The sequence below is a fragment of the Companilactobacillus kimchiensis genome, assembly GCF_001438805.1.
Lineage (GTDB): Bacteria > Bacillota > Bacilli > Lactobacillales > Lactobacillaceae > Companilactobacillus > Companilactobacillus kimchiensis.
Map to the genome: position 1 here is coordinate 38,901 of NZ_JQCF01000001.1, position 26,169 is coordinate 65,069.

26 protein-coding genes and 1 pseudogene are annotated in these 26,169 nt (G+C 34.7%); 8 read left to right on the forward strand and 19 right to left on the reverse strand.

Going from position 1 to position 26,169, the window contains the following annotated elements; genetic code table 11:
• The first annotated feature begins 56 nt into the window (after window positions 1–56).
• Together IV57_RS00225 and IV57_RS00230 are read left to right on the forward strand one after the other, a co-directional pair.
• Entirely contained in the window at window positions 57–962 is a 906-nt protein-coding gene (locus tag IV57_RS00225; RefSeq protein ID WP_057879473.1) for a DMT family transporter, read from the forward strand.
• 31 nt (window positions 963–993) lie between these two features.
• On the forward strand, window positions 994–1,488 hold the full coding sequence (locus tag IV57_RS00230) for a hypothetical protein (protein WP_057879474.1): 495 nt from the start codon (window positions 994–996) through the stop codon (window positions 1,486–1,488).
• Between the two features lie 148 nt (window positions 1,489–1,636).
• Here the strand turns inward: IV57_RS00230 and IV57_RS00235 are convergent, their stop codons facing one another.
• Window positions 1,637–2,284 (reverse strand): TetR/AcrR family transcriptional regulator, encoded by a 648-nt coding sequence (locus tag IV57_RS00235; protein WP_057879475.1) that lies wholly within the window; start codon window positions 2,282–2,284, stop codon window positions 1,637–1,639.
• Window positions 2,285–2,391: 107 nt separating this feature from the next.
• Between IV57_RS00235 and IV57_RS00240 the strand changes: the two genes are divergently transcribed.
• Entirely contained in the window at window positions 2,392–3,585 is a 1,194-nt protein-coding gene (locus tag IV57_RS00240; protein WP_057879476.1) for a YhgE/Pip domain-containing protein, read from the forward strand.
• A gap of 730 nt (window positions 3,586–4,315) precedes the next feature.
• On the opposite strand, the gene IV57_RS00245 is transcribed toward IV57_RS00240, so the two are convergent.
• The 4 genes from IV57_RS00245 to IV57_RS00260 form a co-directional block, all read right to left on the reverse strand.
• On the reverse strand, window positions 4,316–5,260 hold the full coding sequence (locus IV57_RS00245; RefSeq protein ID WP_057879477.1) for an NADP-dependent oxidoreductase: 945 nt from the start codon (window positions 5,258–5,260) through the stop codon (window positions 4,316–4,318).
• 241 nt (window positions 5,261–5,501) lie between these two features.
• Entirely contained in the window at window positions 5,502–6,509 is a 1,008-nt protein-coding gene (locus IV57_RS00250) for an alpha/beta hydrolase (RefSeq protein ID WP_057879478.1), read from the reverse strand.
• Between the two features lie 17 nt (window positions 6,510–6,526).
• Window positions 6,527–7,261, reverse strand: coding sequence for an SDR family oxidoreductase (locus IV57_RS00255; protein ID WP_057879479.1), 735 nt, complete (start codon window positions 7,259–7,261; stop codon window positions 6,527–6,529).
• Window positions 7,262–7,278: 17 nt separating this feature from the next.
• Window positions 7,279–7,488, reverse strand: a complete 210-nt coding sequence (locus tag IV57_RS00260) for a hypothetical protein (protein WP_057879480.1) — start codon at window positions 7,486–7,488, stop codon at window positions 7,279–7,281.
• Window positions 7,489–7,604: 116 nt separating this feature from the next.
• On the opposite strand from IV57_RS00260, the gene IV57_RS00265 reads away from it, so the two are divergent.
• On the forward strand, window positions 7,605–8,525 hold the full coding sequence (locus IV57_RS00265; RefSeq protein ID WP_057879481.1) for a LysR family transcriptional regulator: 921 nt from the start codon (window positions 7,605–7,607) through the stop codon (window positions 8,523–8,525).
• Window positions 8,526–8,558: 33 nt separating this feature from the next.
• Here the strand turns inward: IV57_RS00265 and IV57_RS00270 are convergent, their stop codons facing one another.
• On the reverse strand, window positions 8,559–9,485 hold the full coding sequence (locus tag IV57_RS00270; RefSeq protein WP_420806311.1) for an alcohol dehydrogenase catalytic domain-containing protein: 927 nt from the start codon (window positions 9,483–9,485) through the stop codon (window positions 8,559–8,561).
• Window positions 9,486–9,662: 177 nt separating this feature from the next.
• Complete coding sequence (locus tag IV57_RS00275) at window positions 9,663–11,750, reverse strand: LTA synthase family protein (RefSeq protein WP_057879482.1); 2,088 nt, start codon at window positions 11,748–11,750, stop codon at window positions 9,663–9,665.
• 147 nt (window positions 11,751–11,897) lie between these two features.
• Here IV57_RS00275 and IV57_RS00280 point away from each other — a divergent pair, with 147 nt between their 5' ends.
• The gene (locus tag IV57_RS00280) at window positions 11,898–12,668 is read left to right on the forward strand and encodes a hypothetical protein (RefSeq protein WP_057879483.1); all 771 of its coding nucleotides are present in this window, start codon (window positions 11,898–11,900) and stop codon (window positions 12,666–12,668) included.
• An 18-nt stretch (window positions 12,669–12,686) separates the two neighbouring features.
• Here IV57_RS00280 and IV57_RS00285 read toward each other — a convergent pair whose 3' ends face one another.
• The 7 genes from IV57_RS00285 to ppsA all read right to left on the reverse strand — a co-directional run bounded on the left by IV57_RS00285 (window position 12,687) and on the right by ppsA (window position 19,113).
• The gene (locus tag IV57_RS00285; RefSeq protein WP_057879733.1) at window positions 12,687–14,051 is read right to left on the reverse strand and encodes an MFS transporter; all 1,365 of its coding nucleotides are present in this window, start codon (window positions 14,049–14,051) and stop codon (window positions 12,687–12,689) included.
• Between the two features lie 194 nt (window positions 14,052–14,245).
• The gene (locus IV57_RS00290; RefSeq protein ID WP_057879484.1) at window positions 14,246–14,542 is read right to left on the reverse strand and encodes an ArsR/SmtB family transcription factor; all 297 of its coding nucleotides are present in this window, start codon (window positions 14,540–14,542) and stop codon (window positions 14,246–14,248) included.
• A gap of 46 nt (window positions 14,543–14,588) precedes the next feature.
• Window positions 14,589–14,918 (reverse strand): helix-turn-helix domain-containing protein, encoded by a 330-nt coding sequence (locus tag IV57_RS00295; RefSeq protein ID WP_057879734.1) that lies wholly within the window; start codon window positions 14,916–14,918, stop codon window positions 14,589–14,591.
• 180 nt (window positions 14,919–15,098) lie between these two features.
• The gene (locus IV57_RS00300; RefSeq protein ID WP_420806312.1) at window positions 15,099–15,623 is read right to left on the reverse strand and encodes an LbetaH domain-containing protein; all 525 of its coding nucleotides are present in this window, start codon (window positions 15,621–15,623) and stop codon (window positions 15,099–15,101) included.
• 173 nt (window positions 15,624–15,796) lie between these two features.
• On the reverse strand, window positions 15,797–16,255 hold the full coding sequence (locus tag IV57_RS00305; protein ID WP_057879486.1) for a MarR family winged helix-turn-helix transcriptional regulator: 459 nt from the start codon (window positions 16,253–16,255) through the stop codon (window positions 15,797–15,799).
• 62 nt (window positions 16,256–16,317) lie between these two features.
• Window positions 16,318–16,473 carry a hypothetical protein gene (locus tag IV57_RS13060; protein ID WP_157051862.1) on the reverse strand — a complete coding sequence of 52 codons (156 nt, stop codon included), beginning with the start codon at window positions 16,471–16,473 and terminating at the stop codon, window positions 16,318–16,320.
• Between the two features lie 243 nt (window positions 16,474–16,716).
• On the reverse strand, window positions 16,717–19,113 hold the full coding sequence (ppsA, locus tag IV57_RS00310) for a phosphoenolpyruvate synthase (RefSeq protein WP_057879487.1): 2,397 nt from the start codon (window positions 19,111–19,113) through the stop codon (window positions 16,717–16,719).
• A gap of 466 nt (window positions 19,114–19,579) precedes the next feature.
• Between ppsA and IV57_RS00315 the strand changes: the two genes are divergently transcribed.
• Window positions 19,580–20,770, forward strand: a complete 1,191-nt coding sequence (locus tag IV57_RS00315) for a CAP domain-containing protein (protein WP_057879488.1) — start codon at window positions 19,580–19,582, stop codon at window positions 20,768–20,770.
• A 115-nt stretch (window positions 20,771–20,885) separates the two neighbouring features.
• Here the strand turns inward: IV57_RS00315 and IV57_RS00320 are convergent, their stop codons facing one another.
• Complete coding sequence (locus IV57_RS00320; RefSeq protein WP_057879489.1) at window positions 20,886–21,251, reverse strand: helix-turn-helix domain-containing protein; 366 nt, start codon at window positions 21,249–21,251, stop codon at window positions 20,886–20,888.
• A 243-nt stretch (window positions 21,252–21,494) separates the two neighbouring features.
• Window positions 21,495–21,914 (reverse strand): annotated as a pseudogene (locus IV57_RS00325) (cytidine deaminase family protein).
• 148 nt (window positions 21,915–22,062) lie between these two features.
• Between IV57_RS00325 and IV57_RS00330 the strand changes: the two are divergent.
• Window positions 22,063–22,596: a GNAT family N-acetyltransferase gene (locus tag IV57_RS00330; RefSeq protein ID WP_057879490.1), complete on the forward strand. Its 534-nt coding sequence runs from the start codon at window positions 22,063–22,065 to the stop codon at window positions 22,594–22,596.
• Between the two features lie 55 nt (window positions 22,597–22,651).
• Here IV57_RS00330 and IV57_RS00335 read toward each other — a convergent pair whose 3' ends face one another.
• From IV57_RS00335 to IV57_RS00345, 3 genes are all read right to left on the reverse strand, one after another.
• Window positions 22,652–23,224: a helix-turn-helix transcriptional regulator gene (locus IV57_RS00335; protein WP_057879491.1), complete on the reverse strand. Its 573-nt coding sequence runs from the start codon at window positions 23,222–23,224 to the stop codon at window positions 22,652–22,654.
• A gap of 204 nt (window positions 23,225–23,428) precedes the next feature.
• Window positions 23,429–24,250, reverse strand: coding sequence for a Cof-type HAD-IIB family hydrolase (locus IV57_RS00340; RefSeq protein ID WP_057879492.1), 822 nt, complete (start codon window positions 24,248–24,250; stop codon window positions 23,429–23,431).
• Between the two features lie 319 nt (window positions 24,251–24,569).
• The gene (locus IV57_RS00345) at window positions 24,570–24,995 is read right to left on the reverse strand and encodes a hypothetical protein (protein ID WP_057879493.1); all 426 of its coding nucleotides are present in this window, start codon (window positions 24,993–24,995) and stop codon (window positions 24,570–24,572) included.
• 141 nt (window positions 24,996–25,136) lie between these two features.
• On the opposite strand from IV57_RS00345, the gene IV57_RS00350 reads away from it, so the two are divergent.
• Window positions 25,137–26,126 carry an aldo/keto reductase gene (locus tag IV57_RS00350; RefSeq protein ID WP_057879494.1) on the forward strand — a complete coding sequence of 330 codons (990 nt, stop codon included), beginning with the start codon at window positions 25,137–25,139 and terminating at the stop codon, window positions 26,124–26,126.
• The last annotated feature ends 43 nt before the right edge of the window (window positions 26,127–26,169 follow it).

The following is a 26,169-nucleotide window of genomic DNA, read 5'->3' on the forward strand; positions in this document are numbered from 1 at the left end:
ATCAACAAACGGAGGAATCAATATGTTACTTTTCATAATCTTAGGTATTACAACTGGTGGTTTTTATTCCACTACAAACTTCAATCAACTCACAATTACGTAATCGGGTTAAAACACCCTTTCTATCATCACTAATCTCATTTCTAGTCGGAACAGTTTTCTTACTTATTCTTAGTATCGCCACGGGCTCAGGTATCCCTTTAATTAATGGTTCACTTTCAGCACTACCATGGTGGGGATATTTAGGTGGAATTATCGGTATGATCTGTTTAACAATCAATATCTTCTTATTCCCTATCCTTGGCAGCGTACAAACTGTCATCATCCCTATGGTCGGTCAAATCTTGATAAGTGTTGTGATTGATAATTTCGGCTGGTTCTACGCCAAAACTAATCCATTATCTTTAACAAAATTATTAGGACTGATCTTAGTTATTGTCGGTATTATGGTAACCATTGCCTTACCATCTATCTTAGACAAGAATAACCAGCAAGTTACCACGACCGATAAAAGCAAAAAATTAGTTTGGCAAATCATTGCCCTCTTAGATGGATTCGCTTTCTCAATCGAGTCAACTATCAATGGTCACGTTGGAACCGTACTACAATCACCAATCCATTCAGCTTTTCTAACCTTCATCATTGCGTCAGTTATTTTAATTGTCATCAATCTTGTTCAAGGTAACTTCAGAAACATCAAATTCATCGCTACGACTCATACTCCATGGTGGAATTTCTTAGGTGGTATTATCGGTGGTATCAATATCTTCATCAATGCCTTCTTGGTACCACAAATTGGTATCGGTTTAGCAACTATTTTAGGATTACTCGGTCAAATTATTATCAGTTTGGTAATCGATAATTGGGGCTTCTTGGGTGCTGAGATCAACAAGATCAGCAAATTACAGACCACTGGGATTTTGACTATTATTTTAGGCATTGTTGCCATAGAATTAATCTAATGCAGCATTTATAAATTAGAGGTCTAATATCATGGAAAAATCACTATCCTGTTTTGAATTAATCGGTGCCTGGCTCATTTTTATCTTTCCACTCTATCAGGGAATGTTGGAGTTACAAGAACAGATTCAGAGCGTCAAAAGAAACGAAATCAAAGAATCTACATTACCAAAAATATCCATGTGGTACTGGCTATTTCCACCTTTGAAAATAAGATTGGAAAAACAAAGAATGTTCAAGTTACTCAGTCAACGCCATACATCAAATACAGAACTTGAAGCCTTTCTACACTTTTTAGATAAAGCCACCGCTTGGTTTTATGTCGCCTTAGGTGGACTGTTGACAGCAATTTCTGTCACTTATGGAACCTTAGAACAATTCAAAATTGAACTTTCACCACCGATCTTTTGGCTACTGATTATCGTTATTATCATCTGTACTTTTGTTTCGGATAATCACCGGATCAATAGTAAAAGAAAACAAAGGATAATTCAGAAGATCCAAAATGGTATGGATAACAATTTATAATAACTAAGAATCACTAGTATTAATCAAAAAAGAGGGAATCCGTATTATCAGGATTCCCCCTTTTTTTGTGTCCCGAATATCATTGAACGATACATTAAAACTCACTTCATACTGGGTCTGATACACCTTTCCTCTTAGAAAAGAGTATTCAGTTATCAAGGTCACTAACTGATTTTGTTTTATTTGTATTATTAGTTATTCCTGTAAGTTCAAATGGACTTAAATGTCTTGTTTTCATAAAAATATCAGTAATTTCTTTCTCTGATAATGTTGGAGATTGTTGAAACCAGATTTTAAGGATTGACCATAATTGACTTACAATAAATTCTTGAGCAAATTCTAAAGGAATTACGGGATGAATGTCATAGTATTTTTGTACTTGCTTTAACCTTTCACCCATTTTTTTATTTATTAAATCAACAAATTTAGTAACTGTTTCCGGATCTCCTTGTGAACCAAGCCATGCTTGACAGAATTCCCAATCATTATTGATGAAGTCAATAACCTTTTTGAAAAGCGGGTATAGTGCGTTTAAATTGTCTTGTTCCCCATAATTAACAACATTGGACGGTTCCTTATTAATAATTGCAGCAATTTGGCCTAGAAAGTTTTCCCTATATTTATCAATTAGATCAGGCTTATCAAGGTAATGTCGGTAAAATGTTGTCCTATTGATGTTAGCCGAAGAACTAATCTGCCGCACAGTAATTTTACTTAATCCTTCGTTATCAATTAGTGCAATTACAGCATTGCGAATTTCTTTTTCTGTTCTAGTGTATTTAAGATTGGCTCTCATATTTCCTCCTTAACTTAAAGCAACACTTTTTTTAAAAATGCTGATTGTTTCTGTTCTAACAATAAATTATAGTACACAGTGGTTCGAAAACGAGGAGGAATGAAATTATGTTTGGAAAATTTATAAAGAGTAAAGGTGTTACTGTCGCATTTCTTGTGATGTTAATATATAGCTTTTCAGTATTTGCAATTTACTTCACTGGGTACAAGCCTTTACCAAGTCATGTAACTGATCTGCCAATCGCATTAGTGAATCAAGACAAGCAGAGCAATAAGCTAAATTCTCAACTAAAGCAGTCATTAAGTTCATTTAAAACTGTTCATGAAACAGGAAACCTAAAGCAAGCAGTTAATGATTTACAAAGCCGTAAAAATTATCTGGTAGTTGATATTCCAAAAGGCTTTAGCAGTAATGTTCAGAATAATAAAAATGCTAAGTTAAAATTCTATATCAATGAAGCTAATCAAGTTTCTGTTGTTAGTGGAATGAACACTGTCGCTACTAAAATTGGAAATGCCGTCAATAACAAAGTTCAATTAGAAAAGGGAAAAGTTGCATTAACAAAAGTAACAATGCAGCAAATTCAAGCAGCACCTGCAGCCGTTCAAGTACAACAAGCCCCAATTGCTCAGGCAAAGGTTAATAGCCTTTATAATAAGATTGGAAATTCAGTGTCCACAGATATTCATCGCATCAACAAAGTTGACACCGGTATGAATCATTCAATGGCACCATTTTTCATAAGTCTAGCAACTTATTTAGCAGCAATGATCGGTACTGTTGTCCTTTATGGAGTCTATGCGAAATTTGCTAGAGAAATAGGACGTTTTAAATCTTTTGCATTGTTAGAAATTGTTTTCACAGCGCTTGCCATTATTGGTGGAGCGTTCGTTGCTACAATCTTAATTTGCATTACAAAAAATGGTGCAAGTAATTGGTTAGGTATTTGGCTCACTCAAGGGTTAGAAATTATGGGGGCTTATAACATTAATCTAATTCTTGTTCTCTTGTTAGGTCAAAGTGGAATGGTTCTAAACATTTTCATAACCATAATTCAAGTTGTTGCAGGTGCTGGTATGATTCCAGTAGAACTTATGGGCAATTTCTTCAAAATATCTCATAATTTTTCCCCAGTATATTATAGTGTCATGTCAAACTTTGATCTACTTAATGCCAACAATGCTCCTAGTAACTTGGCATGGTCAGCATTATTACTCATAATTGGTTATATTATTGTAAATTCAATTATCGTTACTTTCCGAAAGAAACAACCAATGCTTCACTTCGAGAATCTTGCTTAAACTATAGCATCCAACAAATTCGTCCACAAAAAGTCTGAAATATGATGTTTGATTAAAAACTGGTCATCCCTTATAATATCTTTGTAATCGAAAAGAAGACACAGGGATGCACCCCCGTGCCTTCAACATCAGATGGAATAGTATTTTGTGTTAGCTAACCTTTACGGTTAGCTTTTTTTATTGTTGCGACGACGTTAGCAAAATGCTCGAAAGCAAGTGCTAATATATACGCCCCAATAATCGTTTGCACGAAACACACTCCAAACTTTTCCGATTGACATGGCAATTACCTCCATCTTCAGGAATGAACGAGGGGTATTGCACTATTCAATATTCTGACTAAGCCAACAAAGGGAGCTACCCTTTGAGAACATGACTATATCAATATTATATTCCAAACTTTCGTTGGAAAAAGCAAAAATTCTATCTTAGATAGATGTATTATTATTTACACTTTCAACGTTCTTTTATGAAACTAGAACTTGTGAGACAAGCATGACATCTCTAGGATAATCGTATAAGCTAATCAGGTCACTTGAGTAACCTTTTTCGGGTCTTTTCAATAATATGCGGATTATAGTAATGCAGAAATGAATCTTTAAAAATAAAATCAAGAACAAATCAGATTTGTCTTTGTTTTTTACCGGTTTTAAGAATATGATTCTCACATTATTTACTACTAAAAAATTACTTCTATACTTAAAAGTTATAGATTATCCTCATCCAATTTCTAATTATCAAAAACAATAACATTCTTACCTTGATTACTACCTTTTTCAAAGTCCAAATGTGCTTGCTTTACGCTGAACAAATTAAATGGATAAATCCGATTGACATTCACTTTTAGTTTACCATTGCTGTACATCTTAACTATAGAATCAAGTGTCTCTTGACTTAAATCTCCTAAAGAATACTTCACTTTCACTTTATAGTAGAGTGCCATTAATTTACTGGGCAGCGCATTAACTGAAGTTATTCGTCCACCAATCTTGACGACCTTATAACTGTACATCAAAGTTTTAAATCCGGTTAAGTTGACGACCAAATCGACATTATTGACTAATTTAGTGAAGTCCTGTGTCTTGTAGTCAATAATTTCATCAGCGCCTAACTCTTTTAAATAATCATAATGTTTCGCTTGAGCGGTCGTAATGACGTAGGCACCGGCATTTCTCGCTAATTGAATTGCCATCGTCCCGACGCCACCAGCTCCACCGTGAATCAATACTTTCTGTCCCGCTTTGATTTTTCCATCTTTAATAACGGCACTCCAGGCAGTAGCTGCTTCCAAATAAAGTGCCCCCAAAGGAACTAGTCCTAAATCCTTAGGGACTTTCGCCACAGGATCATTTTGATCTACAACCAGGAATTCTCCATAGGTTCCATTCTTAGAGAAGCCAATTACATGGTCACCAACTTCAAATTTGGTTACCTCTGATCCAATTTGAGTAATAACTCCTGAGAAATCTTGACCCAACATATGTGGTAACTTTGGACGATATTTTTTGGGCATAGTAATAAAAGGTCCACTCTGTCGCATTGCTATATCGGGATCATTGACCCCAGTGGCCGCTGTTTTAACGATTATTTCAGTTTCTTGGGGAATTGGAATTGGTTCGTCAACTTCTCTTAGGACATCGACTGAACCATAACTATTCACAATAATTTTTTTCATTATATAACATCCTTTTATCAAATTAACTACTGTTATGTAGCTGATATAGGACATTAGAGTATATGATACTTACATCTTTTGTAAGTACCATTTTTATTAATAGATACTATCTTTTTAAATTGAAATGAACAAATTAGGGCCATTGATCCAAAATATAACTTAATAAATTCCATATACAAAAAAAGATGTAACTGAGATCCAACACTCAGATACATTTTTTTTGATTCAACAATATTTATATTTACAAATTTTCTTTAAAGAATGACTCAAATTTATCAAATGGAATCAAGTCCATTTTATCGTACAAATCAGTATGAGTTGCTCCAGGAACAATGACTAATTCCTTGTGATCCCTCAAACGATTATATGACTCCTCAGCCATATAACGTGAATGAGCCTTTTCACCAGTAACAATTAAAACGGGACGAGGTGAAATTTCTTCAATATGTGCTTGCAATGGGAAGTTATAGTAACCCCATGGTGTTGTTGCTGACCAAGCACTATTTGAGTTGATTGAACGTGGATGGAAAGCTCGAACTTTGTAATAATTATAAAATTCAGTTGTTACAGGATCAGCATCTGTTGGCAATTCATCATCAAATAATTTGTCAGTTTCAACTGGTTTATTATTCTCGTCAAATGGTAATTCATGGAAACCTTTGGCTGTTTGACCAGTTTCAGCATCATGCCAACGTTTATCAGCTAGATATTGTTTTTCCAATTTGCGTTGTTCAGCAGTCTTCGAATTATTAAGACCCTTCCACATTGAATCGGACATATCATACATCACTGATGTAGCCACGGCCTTGATTCGAACATCGATTGAAGCAGCTGTCAAAACGTGACTTCCTAATCCACAGATACCGATGGCACCGATTCTTTCACGATCAACAAATTTTTGGACGCCGACAAAATCAACTGCGGCTGAAAAGTCTTCAACAAAGATGTCTGATGAAGCAACATTTCTAATATTTCCAGAACTTTCGCCAGTCATTGATTGATCAAAAGCTACCGTAACAAAACCACGTTCAGCAAGTGTTTGCGCGTATAATCCACTTGATTGTTCTTTGACAGCACCAAAGGGACCAGAAATAACAATAGCGGGGTATTTTTGACTGTCATCAAAGTTCAATGGTAGATAAAGATGCCCAGCTAAAGTAAAACCATAGCGATTAGTGAAGCGGACATTTTGAACCTCAATTTCAGGATCAATTTTAAAAACTCGGGTATCATTTGCTAATTTACTCATACTAAATTCCTCCATTTTTAAACACTTTGTTGAATTGGTCGAATAATCATTTCGTTAACATCGACATTATCTGGCGCATTGATAGCAAAAGCCACCGCCTCAGCAATATTTTTGGCATTTAAACCAATTTCCTTTTCAGTTTCGATTTCAGCCTGACGATTATTGGGGTTCCCAATTGATTTATATAATTCAGTTGAGACAGCTCCTGGAGAAACAATTGTTGTTCTTATCTTATTATCATGTTGTTCCTGACGCAAACCCTCCATGATAGCTCGGACGGCAAATTTTGAGCCATTATAAACCGCTAAGTTAGGGACCACAACATGTCCAGCAACTGAATCAGTGGCAATAATATGACCAGCCTTTTGATCGATCATGATTGGTAACACAGCTGCAATACCATTTAAAACACCCATAACGTTAACATTCAAGGTTCTCTGCCATTCAACTCGTTCACCAGCAGCTAAAGGATTGACTGGCATCACACCAGCATTATTATAAAGAACATCAATCTTGCCATACAAATTCATGGCTGTATCGATCAAAGCTTTAATTTCATCGTAATTTGTTACATCGACCTTTTGAACAGTGATCTCTTCATCAGGTAATTCCGCTTTCAAAGCTTCCAACCGATCAACTCGTCTAGCACCAATGATCAGTTTGGCATGTTGCTTAGCCAAAACTCGCACTGTTTCAGCACCAATACCACTGGAAGCTCCAGTAACGATAATTACTTTATTTTCAACACTCATTTGTTATTCTCCTCACATTAACAACTATTTTCTTTAATTTTATATCGGAGATAGTCCAAACATTCCAGTTTTCTTTGCACGCCATGCAAATTTTTTAAAATCTCAACACGAGCTCGATCCAATTCACAGCTTTGTTGTGCCGATGTCAGATTGAAATACTCAAGAATCTTTTCATCTGAAAAACCGCTGTCATATAGAATCCTTGTGATTTCATCTTGTTCAAGCATTTTGACTACCTCCTTTCAACAGTCATAACTATATCGCCAATGATGTATAATGTTAAATGCTTATTGATTATGTTTTGACATAACTTTATAACATGGCAAAAAAAGAAGGTACCCTTATGGATTTACAGCAATTGCAAAATTTCTTGATTGTTGCCCAAGAAGAAAATATCACTCATGCAGCAGAATATTTACATATCACTCAACCTGCTCTCTCTCGTCAGATGCAGACTCTCGAAAAGGAGTTCGGTAAACAACTCTTAATTCGTGAGAATAAAAAAACCACCTTAACTAAGGATGGTGTACTCTTACGAAAACGAGCTAATGATATCGTTAATCTGGTCAACAAAACAAGTGCTGAAATGTCAGAAGATAATTCTGATTTAGCTGGCCAGATTTTACTAGGTGTTAGTGAAACTGATGCCATCAAATATATTGGTCACTGTGCCAAACAATTGATAGATCAACATCCTAAAGTATCTTTAAAACTTCTCAATGGTGACAACAATTCTGTGCTCCGGATGGTCAATAATGGACTGGTTGATATAGGATTATACTTTGGCGAAGTAGATCAAAACATTTTCAATCAGATCAAATTGCCACAAGTCAACCGCTTCGGAGCATTGATGCCTAAGAATCATCCCTTGGCAGATAAAGATGTGCTTACCAGTACTGATCTAGTTGATGAACCTCTGATCCTTTACCAAGGTTCATTAGATGACGGCACCTTACCTGAATGGTTTCAACGTAAGACTAGTGAATTAAATATTGTCGCTACTTTCGGTATGTATATGAGTGCCAAGAAATTAGTCGAAAGTGGTTTAGGAATCGCCTTAATATTTGATGATTTAGTCGACTATCAAAATGACGACTTAGTTTGCCTACCGATTGAACCTGCACTAGAGACTAATGTTAATTTAATTTGGAAAAAATATCAGGTTTTCTCGGATTCATCACAAGCATTACTATCATTGATCAAAGATCATTCTATTCAAAAAAATATTCCATCAATTAACAAAAATAGTATGACTCCGAATTAGGGGATCATACTATTTTTTATTCTAAATTATTAATTACTTTGTAACTTTAACGATAATTTTCCCCACTGAATCACGATGGGTAAGTTTTTCTAGACCAGAAACTAATTGATCAAACGACAATACTTCAGTGATACTTGGATCTAATTTATCCTGTTCAACTAATTCAAGTAATTCAGTAGCCATTACTCCCAAATCCTTCTTTTGAGCATAATTATTGTCTTGGTGTGCCCCACCCAAGTTTAAAGCACTAATAGTAATACCTTTCTCAGCAAGAACATCCTGATTTACTGACTCTGGTGCTGCAGCAATCCAAATCAATTGTCCGTTATAAGCTAATCGCTTTTCAATATCCAACTGTGCTTCATGGGCATTAACTGTATTTAAAACCAAATCAACACCCGTTCCCTTGGTATACTTCATAACCTCATCGGTTACATTTTCTTTTCTGTAATCGATAATTTTATCAGGTTCAAAATCCTTTACAAAATCCATCTTAGCAGTTGAGACTGTCGTAATTACTTTTAATCCTACCGATTTTGCCAATTGAATAGCTATTGATTCCACTCCACCGGCACCAGCATGAATCAAAATTGTCTTCTTGCCAGTTAAATTCATCTTACGGAAAATTGCTTGATAGGCAGTCATTGCCCCACACAATAAAGCTGAAGCTGTTTCAAAAGAAACCTTGTCAGGTATTTTAGCCAGACAATAATCAGGAAAAATTGCGTACTCTGCAAAGGTTCCATTATTTGCTAAATTATCATGACCAGATACATGATCGCCGACTTTAAAATCTTCAACGTTTTCACCAACTGATACTACAGTACCGGCTGCATCAAGACCAAATGTATGGGGATATTCAAACGAATCTAATGGCGATTCTATTAACTTATAATCAACTGGATTCAAACCGATACTATCGATCATGACTAAAACTTGATTTGCTTTTGGCTTGGGAATGGGTGCATCTTCTAATTTAGATTTTCTAAACCAGCTTGTTTACTGGAACTCAAAGTGTATGCTTTCATTTCATTTTTCCTCACAATTCTATTAATCATTTACATCTTCTAATCAAATTTCAGGTACCTTTCCACCACAGAACTAAAGTATTACCAATTATTATTTTAAAAAAATCTTTTACTTATTGTATTCTGGTGCATCAGTTTTATATAAACCAACTGTTGATTCCGAATTATTCTGTGAATACAAACTGGTTGAAGATGCACCCAAATCATCATCAGTCTTATCTAATTTGGAAACCTCATCGGTATATTCATAATCACTGGGATCGACTGGCTTGAATCCTGTTGGAGTATAAAAACGTAACAAATTCTTACTATTAATATCATCTGACATCGTCATTATTTGTTGTTTTTTAGTGGCAATTTTTGTTATTTTTTCATTTAGTTCAGGATCAGCGCTCAAATTAATCAACTGTCCAGTAGTATTATCGTAAACATTGTACGATCCTTTTGAGTTCTTCAAAGACGTATAATTTTTATTAATAAAGTTACCATTGCGAAAGATCACTGTTTTATCATGGTCTTTCGAGAAAAGATCTGATCCAAATTGGAGGTACTTCTGATTATTTATTCCCAATAAATGTAATAGCGTTGGCAAAACATCGATCTCACCACCATAGGTATTATCGACCTTCCCTTTGATTCCTTTCATATGAATCATAAACGGTACTCGTTGCATTTGCGCTGTATCAAATTCATTCCAATCAGCCTGTTCCTTGTTCATTAAGGGTGCCAAAGCAGCTATTTTATCATCTGAAATCCCATAATGATCACCATAAAGAATGATCATTGACTTGTCGTACAAACCACTAGCCCTTAAATAATCAAAAAATTCTCTCAACGAAGCGTCCAAGTAGTGGGCTGTTTCAAAATAATTATTGACCACTTTGGAAGTTGTTGCGGGTTTTACAAAACCATCATTATCCATCTCAGGTAAATCAAATGAATAATGATTCGTAAGTGTAATAAATTTGGCATAGAACGGTTGTTGTAACTTTTCTAAATATTTGGTGCTTTCAGCGAAAAACAATTTATCCTTCAAACCAAAACCAACATTAGTATCAGGGCCGACATCAAAATATTGTTGATCAAAAAAGTAATTGTAACCCATATTTTTATAGACACTATCTCGACTATAAAAGCTCCCCACATTACCATGAAAAACGGCGCTGGTATAACCTTGCGTCTGTCCTAAAATAGCAGGTGCTGACTGAAAAGTATTAGTTGGACCCATCTTTGTAAAGAATGATCCAGTTGGCAAACCAAATAACCCACTTTCCAACATCGTTTCAGCATCGCTTGTTTTCCCTTGTCCAACCTCGTGGAAGAAGTTATCGAAAGAAACTGTATTTTTATTACCATATAGACTATTCAAAAAGGGCGTTACTTCCTGACCATTGACCTTCATGTTAATCAAGAATTGTTGAAAACTCTCTAAATGAATCACAATAACATTCTTTTTATGAGCAACTCCATAATATTGTTTATTAGGGGTGGCATAATTATCGGTTACATATTGTAAAGGCACACTAATCTCGTTATTAGAAACGGTTGACTTAACTGCCTGCTCATTGGCCTGACTGATTATATCGTTGGTCAGAAAAAAATTTAATCCTAAATACTTAACGGTATAAGTTTGATCAAAGGTTCGCCCTAATAACTGTGGTCGATTCATTTCAGCAATTGATAAATTAAAAATCGTCAACATAATTCCAACCATGGTGCAAGCCACAGCATTTATTAATCGTATTGCTTTCAATTCTAGCCGTGGTCCCATGTAGATAAACAATCCCATAACCAACAAAATATCAATCAGATAAATAAAATCATGTGGCAACATTGTAGTTAAAATACTATTGCCTAATCCCTTCATAACTCCTTTAGCACCAAAAATAGTGCTAGCTGAAAGAAAATTAGAAAATTCTCGATAATAAAGTACATTAGAGTACAATAATAAGCTTTCAGTAAAATACAAAATTGTTAAAACAACCAAAAATACTTTTTTACGTATAAAATACAATGACAGACTAAGGATTAGGATGATTGGTCCAAAGGGATTAAAAACAGCAATAAAATATTGTATAGCATCATTTAAACCCAAGTTAAATTCTAAGAAATAGGTACAGAGCGTTTTTACCCACAAAACAACGGTTAAAACCAATAAAATCGAAATTCTATTCACCTTAATCTTGGACAGTTTCATCTTAAAATCCCCTCATTTAACAATTTTTACTTTAATTAAAGTATACAGTCATATGAATACGCTTACCACTTCAATTAATTGCTTATTTTTATTGTTAAAAACGTCGATAATCGTAATACTTTAAGTATCAACTTTAAGGAGAATTTCATGAAGAAATCTTTGATACTACTAATTCCTCTATCAATCATCTTTTCAATTACCGCCTGTTCAGCTAAAAACGTTGGGATCTCTAATACCAAACAACTATCTGAAGAACAACAGATTACACTTAATTCTAAAAAGTGGAATCAAAAAACCAAAAATCTACAAGTGTCTCACCAACCAGAATACTCTGATGACTTTGCAGGAAGCGTTCATTCACTCGCAGGATTCCAAAAGATTCATTCAGGAACTTGGGTTATTAAGGCTAAAGTTCAAAATCTATACAAAGTCATTAATAAAAAGAATTTATCTTCCAACATTCCTCCAGTTTATACCCGTGGTGAAATCAAGGTTGATCAAGTCATTGCTGGCACTAAACAATTAAATCAAAAAATAATCAATTTGGCTTTTTGGAGTGGTATAACTTCTGCCGATAATAGTTACATTTTTGAATCTGGCGAACTGAAAAAAATCAATCATTCAATCTTAATTCAGGATGATAATGTTCCCCTACCCAAAATCGGTTCTGAAATCATTTTATCCATACAAAACGTTGATTGGGATTTTTATTCATCAAATGATCAATTTGCTGAAAATGGCTTCACAAAAGGAACAACTTTCCAGCCGGTTATGGCTACCATTCATTTTTGGATCAAGGAACCAGGTACCGAAAAGTTTGTTTTAAACAATTCCTTGATCAAGAACAAACAAAATGCCGTTAAGGTTCCAATTGAACAAAATATGACTGACGAAATAAATCAAACTTATAATAATTAATTAAATTATATATACTTACTAATTTTTCTTCTTAATTTGTACTGAGAATACTATTCCTAGAGTAGACATTATTGCTGCCAATAACATTGCTGCCCGAAAACCACTAGTAAACAATCTCGTATTAATAAGGCTACCAAATTGATAAAAGGCGATCACCGAAATAGTTGTTCCCATCGCACCACCTAATAATCGGAAGACATTATAAATTCCTGATGCCTTGCCAATAGCCCTAGGATCAACTGCACCTAAAACTGCTTTTTGCAAAGCTGGACCAGCCATAGATAGACCAATTCCAGCCAATGCCAAAGGAATTACCATAACAAAATAGGAACTTTGATTATTAATAAAAATTGCAATTAAAAGATAACCTAGACCTTGGCAGATAAGACCAATAGTTGCAATCATCTTCTCACCAAATTTATCAACTGCCCTACCAGCAAATGGTGCTACCAAAACTAATGTCCCCGTCCATGGCAGAATTTCTAATCCCGTAGTAAAGGCGTTAGCTTTGCCAACTACTTGTAAAAATTGTGGTAAAAAGAAAACCACACCATACATAGCCGCATACAGCAAAAAGGTCGCAATGTTCCCATCTGTAAAGGTACTTGATTTAAAGTATTCCAAAGGAATCATTGGTTTAGCTTCAATTCTTTGACGTCGAACAAACCAGATTCCAAGTATTAAACCTACGGTTCCAACCGCCATTGGAATCAATAAATTATTTACTGAAGTTATTTCTGAGAGTGACCAAATAATCCCCGCTGATGCCAGAACTATTAAAACTGAATCCAGCGGACTGGTTTTGTCGCTGCTGCCAACACTCTCGGGTAACAGCCGTTTTGAGAAATAAATTGCAATAATTCCAATCGGAACGTTGATCCAAAAAATCCATTGCCAAGCTAATTTGGCTACGATAAATCCCCCTAAGGATGGACCTACAATCAAAGCCAAGCCACCAATTCCGCTCCAAATCCCCAAAGCCTTACCTCGTTTTGATTCTGGTATTGCCTGAGTTAAAATTGCCATCGACATGGGCGTCATTACCGATGCCCCAATACCTTCAATCACCCGTGACATAATCAAGGCATTAATATTATTCGATAAAGCGCAAAAAACTGATCCTAAAGTAAAAATGAAAATTCCTAGGTTATAAATCCGTCGACGTCCAATTCTTTCACCTAGTGAGACACCCACAAGAAGTACAGCTCCAATCGTGATATTGTAGGCATTTAATGCCCACTGTAAAGTGCTAACTGAAATATTAAAATCAGTTCTAATTGCAGTCGATGCGGTAGTAACAATCATTGAGTCCATCATTGACATGAAAAATCCCAGTGATGTTAGTATCAGAATCCAAGTCGTATTGACCTTCGAATTTTCCATTACTTGGTTCTTTGTGGTAGTTGTTCTCATTTGGAAACTCCTTCGAATAGTATTCTAAAATAGTTCAAACATTTTTGAACTATTTAACATTACCATGCATCAAAAATCACAACAAGTAAAAAAACAGACCCCTAAAAGGGTCTGTTTTGATAGATTCATTGATAGCAATGTATTAACATCACTTTGATAAATAATTAAATGTTTCGATAAAAATCAGTAACATATTTATTAAAAGTTTGTTCATTGAGCGTGACATACTTTTCTCTAGCTTCTCTTCTAGTATTAATTAACCCAGCTGATTCTAATAATTTGAAATGATATGACCCAGAAGTCTTACTGATCTCAATTACCTTGCCAACTTCCCCGCAGGCCACTTCGTGATCTAAATGTTTCAAGTATTTAATAATTTCAAGTCTAATTGGATCAGCCAATGCCTTAAATACTAATAATTGAATTTCATCATTTGATTTTGTTTGTTTATTATCTGACATAGTCTTATTTTACTTGAGGACGACACTTAATTTCAAGATATAAGATTCAATTCAAATAGCTTAAGAAACTCATAATAAGACCAGCTATTGGGAAAATAATCCACCAATAATGTGCCCAAAACTCCCAGCCATTCATGTGATCATCTGTCCCTTTAACTGTAATATGTCTCTGTAATTCACTATCACCCTTTATCAAACTATCCAAGGTAACATTAAAAAGGTCACTAATTTGAATCAATCGCTCAATATCAGGATAAGCGCTATCTAATTCCCATTTGGAAATTGATTGACGGCTAACATTTAATTTTTCAGTTAAGTCAGTTTGGGTCCAATTTCTTTTCTCACGTTCTTCTTTGATTCTTTGCCCTAATATCATCTTAAACATCACCCTTTGACTTCATTTTCTTTAATCCTATTATCATATATGATTGTCAAAAACTCACGAATTTAATCTGAGCAGTCACGCAACCATTGGTTGCATAGTTGATATAAAAGGATTTAACACTAATGTTATTTTTAGTATGATGCCCTATAGAAAAGTTTTCCTAATACTAATTTAAAATTGTTTAAATCTTTCAATTACATCCTGACAACCTTTAATATTCTTTTCTCTGCTTGGCATGGAATCGTGAAATATTAAATCATAATTTGCATCTCGAGGTCTCACTTGGTTAACTCCATAAACAATACTATTGGCAGGGACATCTTTGGTCACAATAGCCCCAGCCGCAACCGTAGAATTATCTCCAATAATAATTGGTCCTAGAATCTTGGCACCATCGGCAATAACCACATTTCTACCTATCACTGGATTACCCAAGTTCTCCCATTGATTGGTTTTCTTATTAAACTTCTGATTAGATCCAATCGTTACGTTCTGAAAAATAACTACTCCTTTAGACAACTTGGAGGCAATGACGATACAATTACGGCCATGATGGGCAAATCTAACAGTCTCATCCATCTCAAGACAATTAATTTCACAGCCATAATCTTTCTCAAGAATTTCTGCTGCCTGTTGCCGTTTAACAGCATCTTTTGAAAAACAATTTTGTTGTAATAACATTTGAAAATCCATAATAATAATCTCCTTATTTAAATTTCACAAAATACGTTGGTTAATTAATCCTTAATAATATTTTTGAACAGTTAGCAATATTGTTTCCACGGCAACAATATTATCATTTTTTGTTTCCTTGTCAACAAAAATTATGTAAAAAAAAGAAATCTAATTAATTAGACTTCTCACTTTGGCTATTTGTTCTTGGTTTCAGACAATTCTTTATCTAAATAAATATTGTAGGTTTTTAGAAATTTCAAAACCACCTTAATTTGATCAGCATTATCCTTAAAGACACTCTCATCTCTTTGCATAATCTGCTTCGTTAATCGTTCGTGGATATCAAAAACTTCTTGTCCCTTTGGAGTTAAATGAAAGTATCTCTCCTTTTGATTGTCCTTATCCCGATAACTTTCAATTAGCCCTTTGTTAATCAGACGCTTCGACATCTTACTGACCGCACCTTTTGTCACATATAAAGAATTGGCAATAGTAGTCACATTACTATCAGCATGCTTACCAATAAATTCAACCGTATGAACTTCTGAAGACTTGTAATCTGGCAATTCTGCTTTAAAAGTATCTTGGCTCAGTAGCGTCATTTTATCTAATAACATATTAAGTTCAGATTGAAATTGTTCCTGCTTATTCATTAATATTATCCTCTTAAATTAGATTCATAATATCAATATTTTGTTTCCAATTCAACATTAATCTATTTATCGAAAAATTTACGTACTTCTTGCTCATAATCAAATTCAGCATTAATCTTTTGCAACAATTCTTGATTATGTGTGATTGTTGAACCGGTCTTACGCAAATATTCATACAAGTTCACATATAGAATTTTTTTATTTTTTAAGTTTAGCATTTTATAGTTTTCGCAAACCTTAAGTTTGAAAATAAAGATGATTCTAAATTCCTTATTAAGACAAGATTCAGAGTTACCCTTTTTGCATCATAAACGCGAATCAAATTACAATTTTCCCATCTAATAAAAAATATCTCCGTCAATTCAAATTACGAATTGATGGAGATATTTTCGTTAGTGCTCGAAAGTTAACTATGTTAATCCAACTCTCAAAACTGAGCTTAGGTTATTTTTTTAACTTTATTATTCCCAATCATAGTCAGTTGGATCTTGTAAGCCACGTCCAGTGGCATTATCAAGCATAATTCTTTGTTCAAAATGAGCTACATTACGTTTTGTTTCTTTAACCATATCAGGGTTAACTGATACATAATCAATACCAGATTTAATCAAGAAATTAGTAAACTCTGGGAATTCAGATGGTGCTTGTCCACAAATCCCAACAGTCTTGCCGTCTTTATGAGCCGCTTTGATTAAATGTCTAATGGCACGTTTAACGGCTAAGTTACGCTCATCAAAAAGACTAGCAACAGTATCATTGTTACGATCACAGCCAAGAATCAACATTGCCAAATCATTTGATCCAATTGAGTAACCATCAATAAATTGATTAAATTGATCAGCCAAAATGATATTTGAAGGAATCTCAGCCATCATGTAGATCTTGAAGTCAGCTCCACGGATGAGTCCTTCGCCTTTGATAATATCAGTTACTTTTCTGGCTTCGTCAACGGTTCTGACGAATGGAATCATGATATTCAAATTCTTCAAACCAAATTCGTTACGTACTTTCTTAACTGCTGCTAATTCAAGTTTGAAAGCTTCAATATATTTTGGATCATAGTAACGTGATGCTCCACGCCAACCTAATAGATCAGCTGGTTCATGTGGTTCATATTTTTCTCCACCCTTGAGGTTACGATATTCACTTGACTTGAAATCTGAGAGACGTAGAACCATTGGACGAGGTGCCATTGCCCGGGCTACTTTGGAAATTCCATCAGCTAACATATCGACAACTTTTTCTGGATGGCCTTGTTCAATCAAATATAGTGGGTGTTCATGAATGAAGGTTGTCCAAAGGAACTCTTCACGCATCAAACCAATTCCATCAGCTGGCAAGCTAGAATATTTATCAGCTAAGTCTGGATCACCCAGGTTCATCATGACTCTAGTAGCAGTAGGAGCAAAGTATTCCGCAGCAACTACTTGACCAGCTGCTTGTGCTGTCTCAGGTTTCTTAAGCATGCTGTCAACTTTACCTTCGTAAACAACCCCATTAGTAGCGTCAACAGTGACAACATCGCCAGTCTTGAAGGTGTCAGTTGCGGCTACACCCTTGCTCTTAGTACCAACAATACATGGTATTTGCATTTCACGAGAAACGATAGCAGCATGGCAAGTCATTCCACCATTATTAGTAACAATGGCTGCAGCTTTCTTCATAGCGGGAACCCAATCAGGTGATGTCATTAAAGTAACTAAAATCTCACCCTTCTTGAATTGATCAATATCTTTCGGACTGTCAATTACGTGAACAATCCCACTGGCTAATCCAGGACTAGCTGGTAATCCACGAACAGCAACTTTAGCATCAGCTTCTGCAACCACGTTCTCATCTCCAGTATTGTCTTTCTTCTTATTCTTCTGTGACCAAACAGTTTCGGGACGTGCTTGAACAATCCAGAGACGATCGGTATTGATATCCAAGGCATATTCCATATCCATATAACAGCCATAGTGACGCTCGATCTCTTTGGCATAACCAGCCAATTCAATTACCTGACTATCGGTGATCACTTGTTTATCTTGCAACTCTTCAGGGACAGCCTGCTCCTTAGTACCACCATCGCCAACTCTGACTAATTCAATCGTTTGTTTAACAACATTCTTTTCTACGATCTTCATTGATTGTTTATCGACCACAAAGTGATTTGGAGTAACTTTACCCAAAACAATATATTCACCTAAACCATAAATGGCATCGATTACGATTTTAGAAGCATCCCCATTGGCGATATTAACAGAGAACATGATTCCTGAAGCTTTTGAAAAGACCATCATTTGAACAGCAGCTGATAAAGCCACTTTTTCATGTGGGAAGTGTTGCTTGTGACGATAATACGTTGCCCGATCAGTAAAGAGTGATGAATAACATTGCTGTACCCGATTTACAACATCATCGGCACCTTTAATATTGAGATATGATTCTTGCTGACCTGCAAATGAAGCATTAGGTAAATCTTCGGCTGTGGCAGATGATCTAATAGCTACAAACGGATCGGTCTGTCCCATTTTCTCGGCGAGATCTGAATAACCCTTCTTAATATCCTCAGCTAAGTCAGCTGGCATTGTTGCTCCAACAATTAAATTACGAATCTGTTCACAAGTTTTATGAAGCTCATCTGAACTTTCGTAGTCCTGAATACCCTCCAACAGTGCATTAACCTTATCATTTAATCCAGTCTGCTGCATAAAGTACCGATATGCGCGTGCAGTTGTAGCAAAACCATATGGGACTGGTACATCCATCGAAGAAGTCATTTCTCCTAATGAAGAAGATTTGCCTCCAACTAGGTTAACATCTTCACGATGTAATTCATCAAACCATAAAACATTCGCAGTATCTCGACTACTCATGATGATACCTCCTTATAATTTATTACTTGAAGCCGTCCTCATTAATTATATATATGAAAGCGGTTACATCTATGGCTATAGTATAGTTCATTTATACACAAAGTGTTAGTGTATTTAGAAAATATTTGTTCTAAATATTTATTATAGCTTGCAGGATAATTAAATTATATATTATTCAAACCGTTGTTATAATAGCAATCATCAATTAATAAATTATAAAATATTGTTATTAAATAATTGCATTATCTATATGATATATTATTCACAATTTTGATGATATAAAAATCATCTCGTAAAATAATACGATTCCTTCCGTTTTATCTGACAAAAGCAATTAATACAATTGTCCTTCTAAGCGTCCAAAATCATTTGCCCATCCTAATAATTCTAACTTTCTATATTTATCAAAATAATATAAACTACATACTATAAAGCCATGTGATATTTAAATGGGGGGATTAGTATAATGTTCGCTAAAACTAAAAAAGTTACTATTTTATTGGCTGCCAGTTTATTTCTTGCTACTAGTTTAGGGGAAAATATTGCCCTTGCCGATACAGTAGTTACTGACAATAATAATCTAACAACGGCGACAACCGTTAAAACGGACAGTAATACAGCAGTTACTACTGCTGCCAATAATAACGATGCCAACAAAACCACTGTAACTACTACACCAAACAATAATAATATTGATACTGCTGCAGTTAAAACGGCTATGTTTTCAGAATTAAATCGTTTGAGAGGTCAAAATAATTTACAACCACTAACATCAGTTGCTGTCCTTAACACCTACGCTCAAACCAGAACCGATTCATTCATCGATTCTGGTGGGGTCGATAATCATGCTGGTTGGAAATCTGACAATATGTACCCTTACAACCACACAGCTGAGGAAAACATTTCTCAAATGCCCTTCTCAATGCTTGGGACAACTGACTCCTCAATTATTGCTCAAAAAATCACTCATGAATTTTACAGTGAATTATATGACCCCGAACCCAATTATGGTCATCGAAAAAACATGCTCAATCCATATATTAACTATGTTGGAATTGGTGTAACACTTGGGAACGGCATTCTATACGCCTCACAAGAAATGGGGAATGATCAAACCGCTTATGATAAATATAATCCCAATGACATTTATGCCTATTATCTAACAAAATATAATGATTATTCAAATCCCTCTCAATATGATATTGCCGATAATAGCCATAAAAACGCTGACTATACCCGTCGTGATAAATACAGTACGGCTGATGTCCGTGGCGGTGTAACCACCAAAAATCACGTCACTCAGCTCTATGACCGCTATGGAAAACAACAATCCGGTTTAACATTATCACCAAATTCTGATTGGCTTTCTGATTTAATTGGAATTATAGATGGCAATTATTATTACCATGTAAGTGATAATGGTTTTGTATCCGCCAACGATGTCTTACCATGGGCTTCATTCTTATCCGGTTCTAGTATTACCACGACCACTATTGCTAAAATTTACGATAACAACGGAATTTATACTGGTAAAACTGCAGCTGCAAATAGTAAATGGATTGTTGATCGACGTGCTGAAAATCCGCTTACCTTTAGTAAAATGTATCGAATTGGTACCAACGCTTGGCTCCAAGATAATCAAATCACCCGAAATTAATCCACATTCTTCCTCGTTTTTAGTTAAATCGACATGTTATTTCTCGATTTCACATCAACTAAATAAATCGATATTCTATCTTAATTGATAAAATATCGATTTTTTATTAGTTATTTTAATGTAACATCATTGATGCCCAGAAAAGTAAAGATGCTAATACAATAATAACCCATGAATTTTTAGAAATGAAATCCCAGAAATTCATTTTTCCATATCTTCTAACATATTGATTACTGACCGGATCAAGCACAAACTCATCTGAATCCACTTTTGACTTATTATCAATACCTAATACCAAAGAATCCAAACTGACATTAAATATATCGGATAGTTTAACCAAATTATTTAAATCCGGCGTCGACTCACCCGATTCCCATTTTGAAATTGCTTGTCTTGTTACATACAATTTCCCGGCCAAATCATCCTGCGTAATTCCACCTTCAGTTCTATATTTCTTTAATTGCTTTGAAAATTCAATCATAATTGCGACCCCCAAATCAGTTATTTTGTCTTAATCTATAATTTTATTTTCTTATAGAATTAAGCTTTGAGCAAGTCTTGATTTTTTAATAACTGTTGTCGATTCCATACAATTATTGCAACTCTGATTTGCGCGCTTAGCTGAAAACAGCGCTAGAATAACCCTTATATAGTTGCATGATTGGTTGACATATTATTTGAATGAAACGCCGTTATTATATAGTATTTAAAACTTTGATCTGGTCTATTTATTCATTTTCATGCTGCCCCACCAATTAGGTAATAGTTCTCCTATAGTGATGGTTTCTCTAGTATCATAATTGACCATTACCTAAGTATCCTTATTATTTACTGAAAATTGCATCAATGTTTCTCGGCAGCAACCACATGGCAATCCATCTAACCCTTCTGGTGGAGTCTCCCGAAAGCTTATGATCCGTTTAACTTCCATCTCACCACTATCCTGTAACATATTCAATAATGCCACTCTTTCAGCACAAAGATTAATTGTGCCACAAAGTCCTTCAATACAATAACCAGTATAAATTTTTCCGGATTTCGTTTCTAAAGCACAGACAACATTATTAGCATAAATAAATTCATTTAATTCTGCTGGTTTATATAATGGTTTCGCAGTTAAATATAATTTTTCCCAAATATCCATAAGTTTCCTCTTTTTTCGTTATGATATTGATAATTATAGCAAATAATTACATGAATTCTAATTTGATTAAATTACATGTAATAAACAATGAACACTAACTACTTTAATGCTAAAATAGAAATATTATTATAAAAATGGAGGCCCTTAAATGAGCTCAATCTATATCAAACGTGCACAAGTTTCAGATCTAAAAGAAATAACGAATATCATTAAACAGGCTCAGGCTATGTTGAAAGCTGATGGCAGTCCTCAATGGCAAAGTGGCTATCCTGATACTGCCACTTTAAGAAATGACATTATGGCTCAACAATGTTGGCTTCTAATGGTTGATGGTAAAGTTGCTGGAACGGCCACTTTGATCGTAGCTGACGATCCTAACTATCGGGTCATTACTGATGGTCAATGGCAAAATAATATTGAGCCATACGCCACTATTCATCGAATCGCCCTCAACGCCGATTATGCTGGTCAACATTTAAGCAAGTTCTTTATTTCTAATTTGATTAGTCAAGCTTATCAAAATGGCATCAGTAACTTTAGAATCGATACCCATAAAATGAACAAACGGATGCAAGCTCTAGCTACCAGTGCCGGATATATTCATCGCGGTAAAATCTATGTTGATGAACCCGCCGCTGATCACGAGGATAATGCTCGTTTGGCTTTTGAACTAAATCTTTAATTTTCAATAGATAGGACCCACTAAATTAACTTTGGTTAATTTGGTGAGTCCTATTTTAACGCCATACTTTTAGAACAAGCAAAACAAATCCCGAAAGAAGTAAGATTATTACTATCGAAATAATTATCATTAAAAATTCTCTTTTCCAATAATTTTGACGACTTTTCTTTTTAAATTCAGAACTAACTTCTCTACCTTCGTCAAAAGCTAGAATTTCTTGATAAGTTTTTAAATTATACTTTTTCTTAATCAAATCAATTTTAATTGCAGCAAACATCCCTATACCCCAGAGCAAGATAGGAACTATAAAACCATCGTGCAATAAAGCAGTTGCTGGTATTCCTACTATTATCCCTAAAAATATAAAAGCCAACATTACTTTTGTCCAAAAACTCATATCATGTTTACTTAATTCCTGCCTCATAAGATCAATATCCCCTTTGACCAAAGTATCTAAAGAAATATCAAATAATGCACTCATAATTAACAAGCTATCCAAAGTTGGATAACTACGATTGTTTTCCCAATTAGATATCGTTTGGCGAGATACATAAACCTTATCAGCCAGTTCTTCTTGAGAAAAGTGTTTCTGCTTACGATACTTCTTAATCTGCTCATGAAGTTTCATTATTCATATCTCCTCGACTTCCATTGTAAATTACGACTTCAAAAGAAACTATCAAATGTATTTTACATTAAGGTTATTATTTAATAATATAACGACGTTACGATAATTATTAATCTCAATAGAAAAACAGTAGCAACCTGATTAACTGAGGTCACTACTGCTTTTTTAATATTAATCGCTTGGTCTACTTTAATTTCAAAAATATCATAAAACAAATTTATTAATAACCTCAGCCAAAGCATCATGGTTATTATCAGCTTCAGTCACATACTTAGCAATGTCTTTGACACTATCAATACCATTACTGACACTAACTGGTAAACCAACAACTCTAAGCATTGGTAAATCATTACTATTATCACCAGCCGCAATTATTTCTTCTGGTTTAATATCCAACAATTTCCCTAATTGAACTGCGGCACTCCCCTTATCAATCCCTGCTGGATTAAATTCTACATAACGTCCAGATGAATAGGCAACGGTCAATTTAGAAGCATCGACCTGTGACTCAACAACTGCACGCATTTGTTTACGCTCATCAATTGTCGGTAAGGCCATGATAACTTTCATAACGTTTTGATCTTTAAATTGGTCAAAATTGTCGTTTTCCATGACTTCAAAAGAAACTCCACGATTTTTTAAGTAATTAGAATCATCGTCAATAGGATGATAAATATACAATTCATTCTGAGTATATACATGTGTTGCAGCCTTAGGATTAGCCACTCCAGCTGCAAAAACTGCTTTAGCAATGTCAAATGGCATAGCATTAACAGCCACTGGACGGTTATCCTTATTTTCAACGATCAACCCGCCATTATAAGAAATTGAATATTGATTTGGTTGATCACGTAAGTGCATTGTCTCTAAATCATTTTGAAATGAGGCATAACCACGACCAGAATTTGGAACAAAATAAACACCCTTAGCTGTGGCTTCTTGAATCGCCGCAGCATTTTTCTTTGATAAACTGCCATCATCGTTCATTAAAGTTTCATCAAGATCACAAACAATCATTTTATACATATATAAAATTCTCCTCAATTTAAGCTTATCTGAACACCTTATCGAAGACATCAGACAAATGCAACCGCTTTAACCTCGTAATAGCAAGAATTGATCTCAGTGACACACACTTAATCTTGTATTAAAGTATCCCTATTAATCTAAAAAGTAGGTGTTAGGATGAAATATATTATTTTCTGCTTAGAGTTAATTGCCATCTTTCTGTGGTTAAAGTTTGGAACGACATCAATTTTAACTGGTGTAATTGGAGTGGCCATTATAATTATTATTTCCCAAGGATTACATTCGCTTCTAAAAGCACGTTAAAAAAGAATCTTAACTAACCTCTATTATCTTCATCAACCATTGAAACACCATAACTACCTGTATAGTTGGCATAATTTTTTACCTCAATGCCATGTTGTTTCATATTCTCAAGATTAACAACATTAACATTGAGCGGTTTGAAATATTGGTTCTCACCGACCTTCCACCAGTTCTCACCATTAATTTTGACACGTTGAGCATACCAATGCGTTATCGTCTGTTCATCATGAATAGCCATGGTTCGATTAGTCTTGTGCATCTTATTATCCGTTAATTGATAAACACGTTGTTTTTCAGAATCACCTTTATTATCTAGCGATACAACAATCGTTCTAATTTCTGTTGAAGCTGAATCATTAGTAACTGCTAAAATATTATTACTTGTGCCTACAATTGCGAAACTGATACCTAATAAAGCTGCAATAATTAATTTCTTCATTGGATTACCCCATAGTTTTTTGATGTAATATTCAATTAAGTATAACAAAAAGATTTACCCAATCTTGCTACTAATTGCTTATGATTTCAGAATAGAATATTATTAAATTAGTTCATTAATAATATTGGAAGGATGATAAATATGTATACAGCTTCAGATAAACGTTATTCGAATGGTTTGGTCCGTCATGCCGGAAAAAGTGGCTTAATGTTGCCCCCAATCTCCCTTGGACTATGGAGACATTATGGTAGTGCCGATTCTTTTGGCGACCGCCGAAAGGTTATTCTTCACGCCTTTGATAAAGGTATCTTTCATTTTGACAATGCTAATCACTATGGTGATGGTGACCTTGGCAGTTCTGAAAAATTGCTTGGTCAAATTTTAAATAGTGAATTAAAATCATATCGTGATGAATTGGTGATCTCAACCAAAGCTGGTTATGAAATTCATGACGGCCCTTATGGAACAGGAACTTCTAGAAAATCTTTACTCCAAGGAATCGATGGTTCACTAGAACGTTTAAATTTAGATTATGTCGATATTTATTATGCTCACCGTTATGATGAAGCAACTCCGGTTGAGGAAACTGTCCGTGCCTTGGATGATATTGTTAAATCAGGTAAAGCTTTATACGTCGGTGTTTCTAACTTTGAAGCTCCTCAATTAAAAGAAGCCATCACGCTATTCAAAAAATTAGGGACACCATTCGTTTTGAATCAAATGAGTATGAATATATTGAATAACCATGTTGAAAATAGTGGTATTACTGACATTCTCAAGACTAACGGCGCCGGAGCCATTGCCTATGGTCCCCTTTCTGAAGGTTTGTTGTCCGATCGTTATCTCGATGGTATTCCCGATAATTTCAGGATTCACCCTACTAACAAATACCTATTTGATAACGGTAAAGCCGCTCTAGTTAAAAAGTTAAATAATCTTAACGAAATCGCTAAAAATCGTGATCAAACTCTCAGTCAAATGTCATTGGCTTGGTTATTAAGAGATCCCGTAGTTGCCAGTGTAATTATTGGTACAACAAGTATTGAACATTTAGATGACAATTTGAAAACTCTTGATAATTTACAATTTAATTCTGATGAAATTAAAAAGATTGATGAATTACTCAAATAAAAAAATGGAACTGAGAATTTAATAAAATTCTTAGCTCCATTTT

Bases quoted from the DNA above. Each gene is read 5' to 3' on its own strand.
- IV57_RS00255 (WP_057879479.1), bottom strand. From the start codon at position 7,261: ATGAGTGTTGAAAATAAAGTAATTATCGTTACTGGAGCTTCCAGTGGT.
- IV57_RS00235 (WP_057879475.1), bottom strand. From the start codon at position 2,284: ATGAGAGCCAATCTTAAATACACTAGAACAGAAAAAGAAATTCGCAAT.
- IV57_RS00315 (WP_057879488.1), top strand. From the start codon at position 19,580: ATGTTCGCTAAAACTAAAAAAGTTACTATTTTATTGGCTGCCAGTTTA.
- IV57_RS00320 (WP_057879489.1), bottom strand. From the start codon at position 21,251: ATGATTGAATTTTCAAAGCAATTAAAGAAATATAGAACTGAAGGTGGA.
- IV57_RS00240 (WP_057879476.1), top strand. From the start codon at position 2,392: ATGTTTGGAAAATTTATAAAGAGTAAAGGTGTTACTGTCGCATTTCTT.
- IV57_RS00260 (WP_057879480.1), bottom strand. From the start codon at position 7,488: ATGCTTGAACAAGATGAAATCACAAGGATTCTATATGACAGCGGTTTT.
- IV57_RS00265 (WP_057879481.1), top strand. From the start codon at position 7,605: ATGGATTTACAGCAATTGCAAAATTTCTTGATTGTTGCCCAAGAAGAA.
- IV57_RS00335 (WP_057879491.1), bottom strand. From the start codon at position 23,224: ATGAAACTTCATGAGCAGATTAAGAAGTATCGTAAGCAGAAACACTTT.
- IV57_RS00275 (WP_057879482.1), bottom strand. From the start codon at position 11,750: ATGAAACTGTCCAAGATTAAGGTGAATAGAATTTCGATTTTATTGGTT.
- IV57_RS00280 (WP_057879483.1), top strand. From the start codon at position 11,898: ATGAAGAAATCTTTGATACTACTAATTCCTCTATCAATCATCTTTTCA.
- IV57_RS00305 (WP_057879486.1), bottom strand. From the start codon at position 16,255: ATGAATAAGCAGGAACAATTTCAATCTGAACTTAATATGTTATTAGAT.
- IV57_RS00285 (WP_057879733.1), bottom strand. From the start codon at position 14,051: ATGGAAAATTCGAAGGTCAATACGACTTGGATTCTGATACTAACATCA.
- IV57_RS13060 (WP_157051862.1), bottom strand. From the start codon at position 16,473: ATGCTAAACTTAAAAAATAAAAAAATTCTATATGTGAACTTGTATGAA.
- IV57_RS00350 (WP_057879494.1), top strand. From the start codon at position 25,137: ATGTATACAGCTTCAGATAAACGTTATTCGAATGGTTTGGTCCGTCAT.
- IV57_RS00295 (WP_057879734.1), bottom strand. From the start codon at position 14,918: ATGATATTAGGGCAAAGAATCAAAGAAGAACGTGAGAAAAGAAATTGG.
- IV57_RS00250 (WP_057879478.1), bottom strand. From the start codon at position 6,509: ATGAGTAAATTAGCAAATGATACCCGAGTTTTTAAAATTGATCCTGAA.
- IV57_RS00290 (WP_057879484.1), bottom strand. From the start codon at position 14,542: ATGTCAGATAATAAACAAACAAAATCAAATGATGAAATTCAATTATTA.
- IV57_RS00230 (WP_057879474.1), top strand. From the start codon at position 994: ATGGAAAAATCACTATCCTGTTTTGAATTAATCGGTGCCTGGCTCATT.
- ppsA (WP_057879487.1), bottom strand. From the start codon at position 19,113: ATGAGTAGTCGAGATACTGCGAATGTTTTATGGTTTGATGAATTACAT.
- IV57_RS00345 (WP_057879493.1), bottom strand. From the start codon at position 24,995: ATGAAGAAATTAATTATTGCAGCTTTATTAGGTATCAGTTTCGCAATT.
- IV57_RS00245 (WP_057879477.1), bottom strand. From the start codon at position 5,260: ATGAAAAAAATTATTGTGAATAGTTATGGTTCAGTCGATGTCCTAAGA.
- IV57_RS00340 (WP_057879492.1), bottom strand. From the start codon at position 24,250: ATGTATAAAATGATTGTTTGTGATCTTGATGAAACTTTAATGAACGAT.
- IV57_RS00330 (WP_057879490.1), top strand. From the start codon at position 22,063: ATGAGCTCAATCTATATCAAACGTGCACAAGTTTCAGATCTAAAAGAA.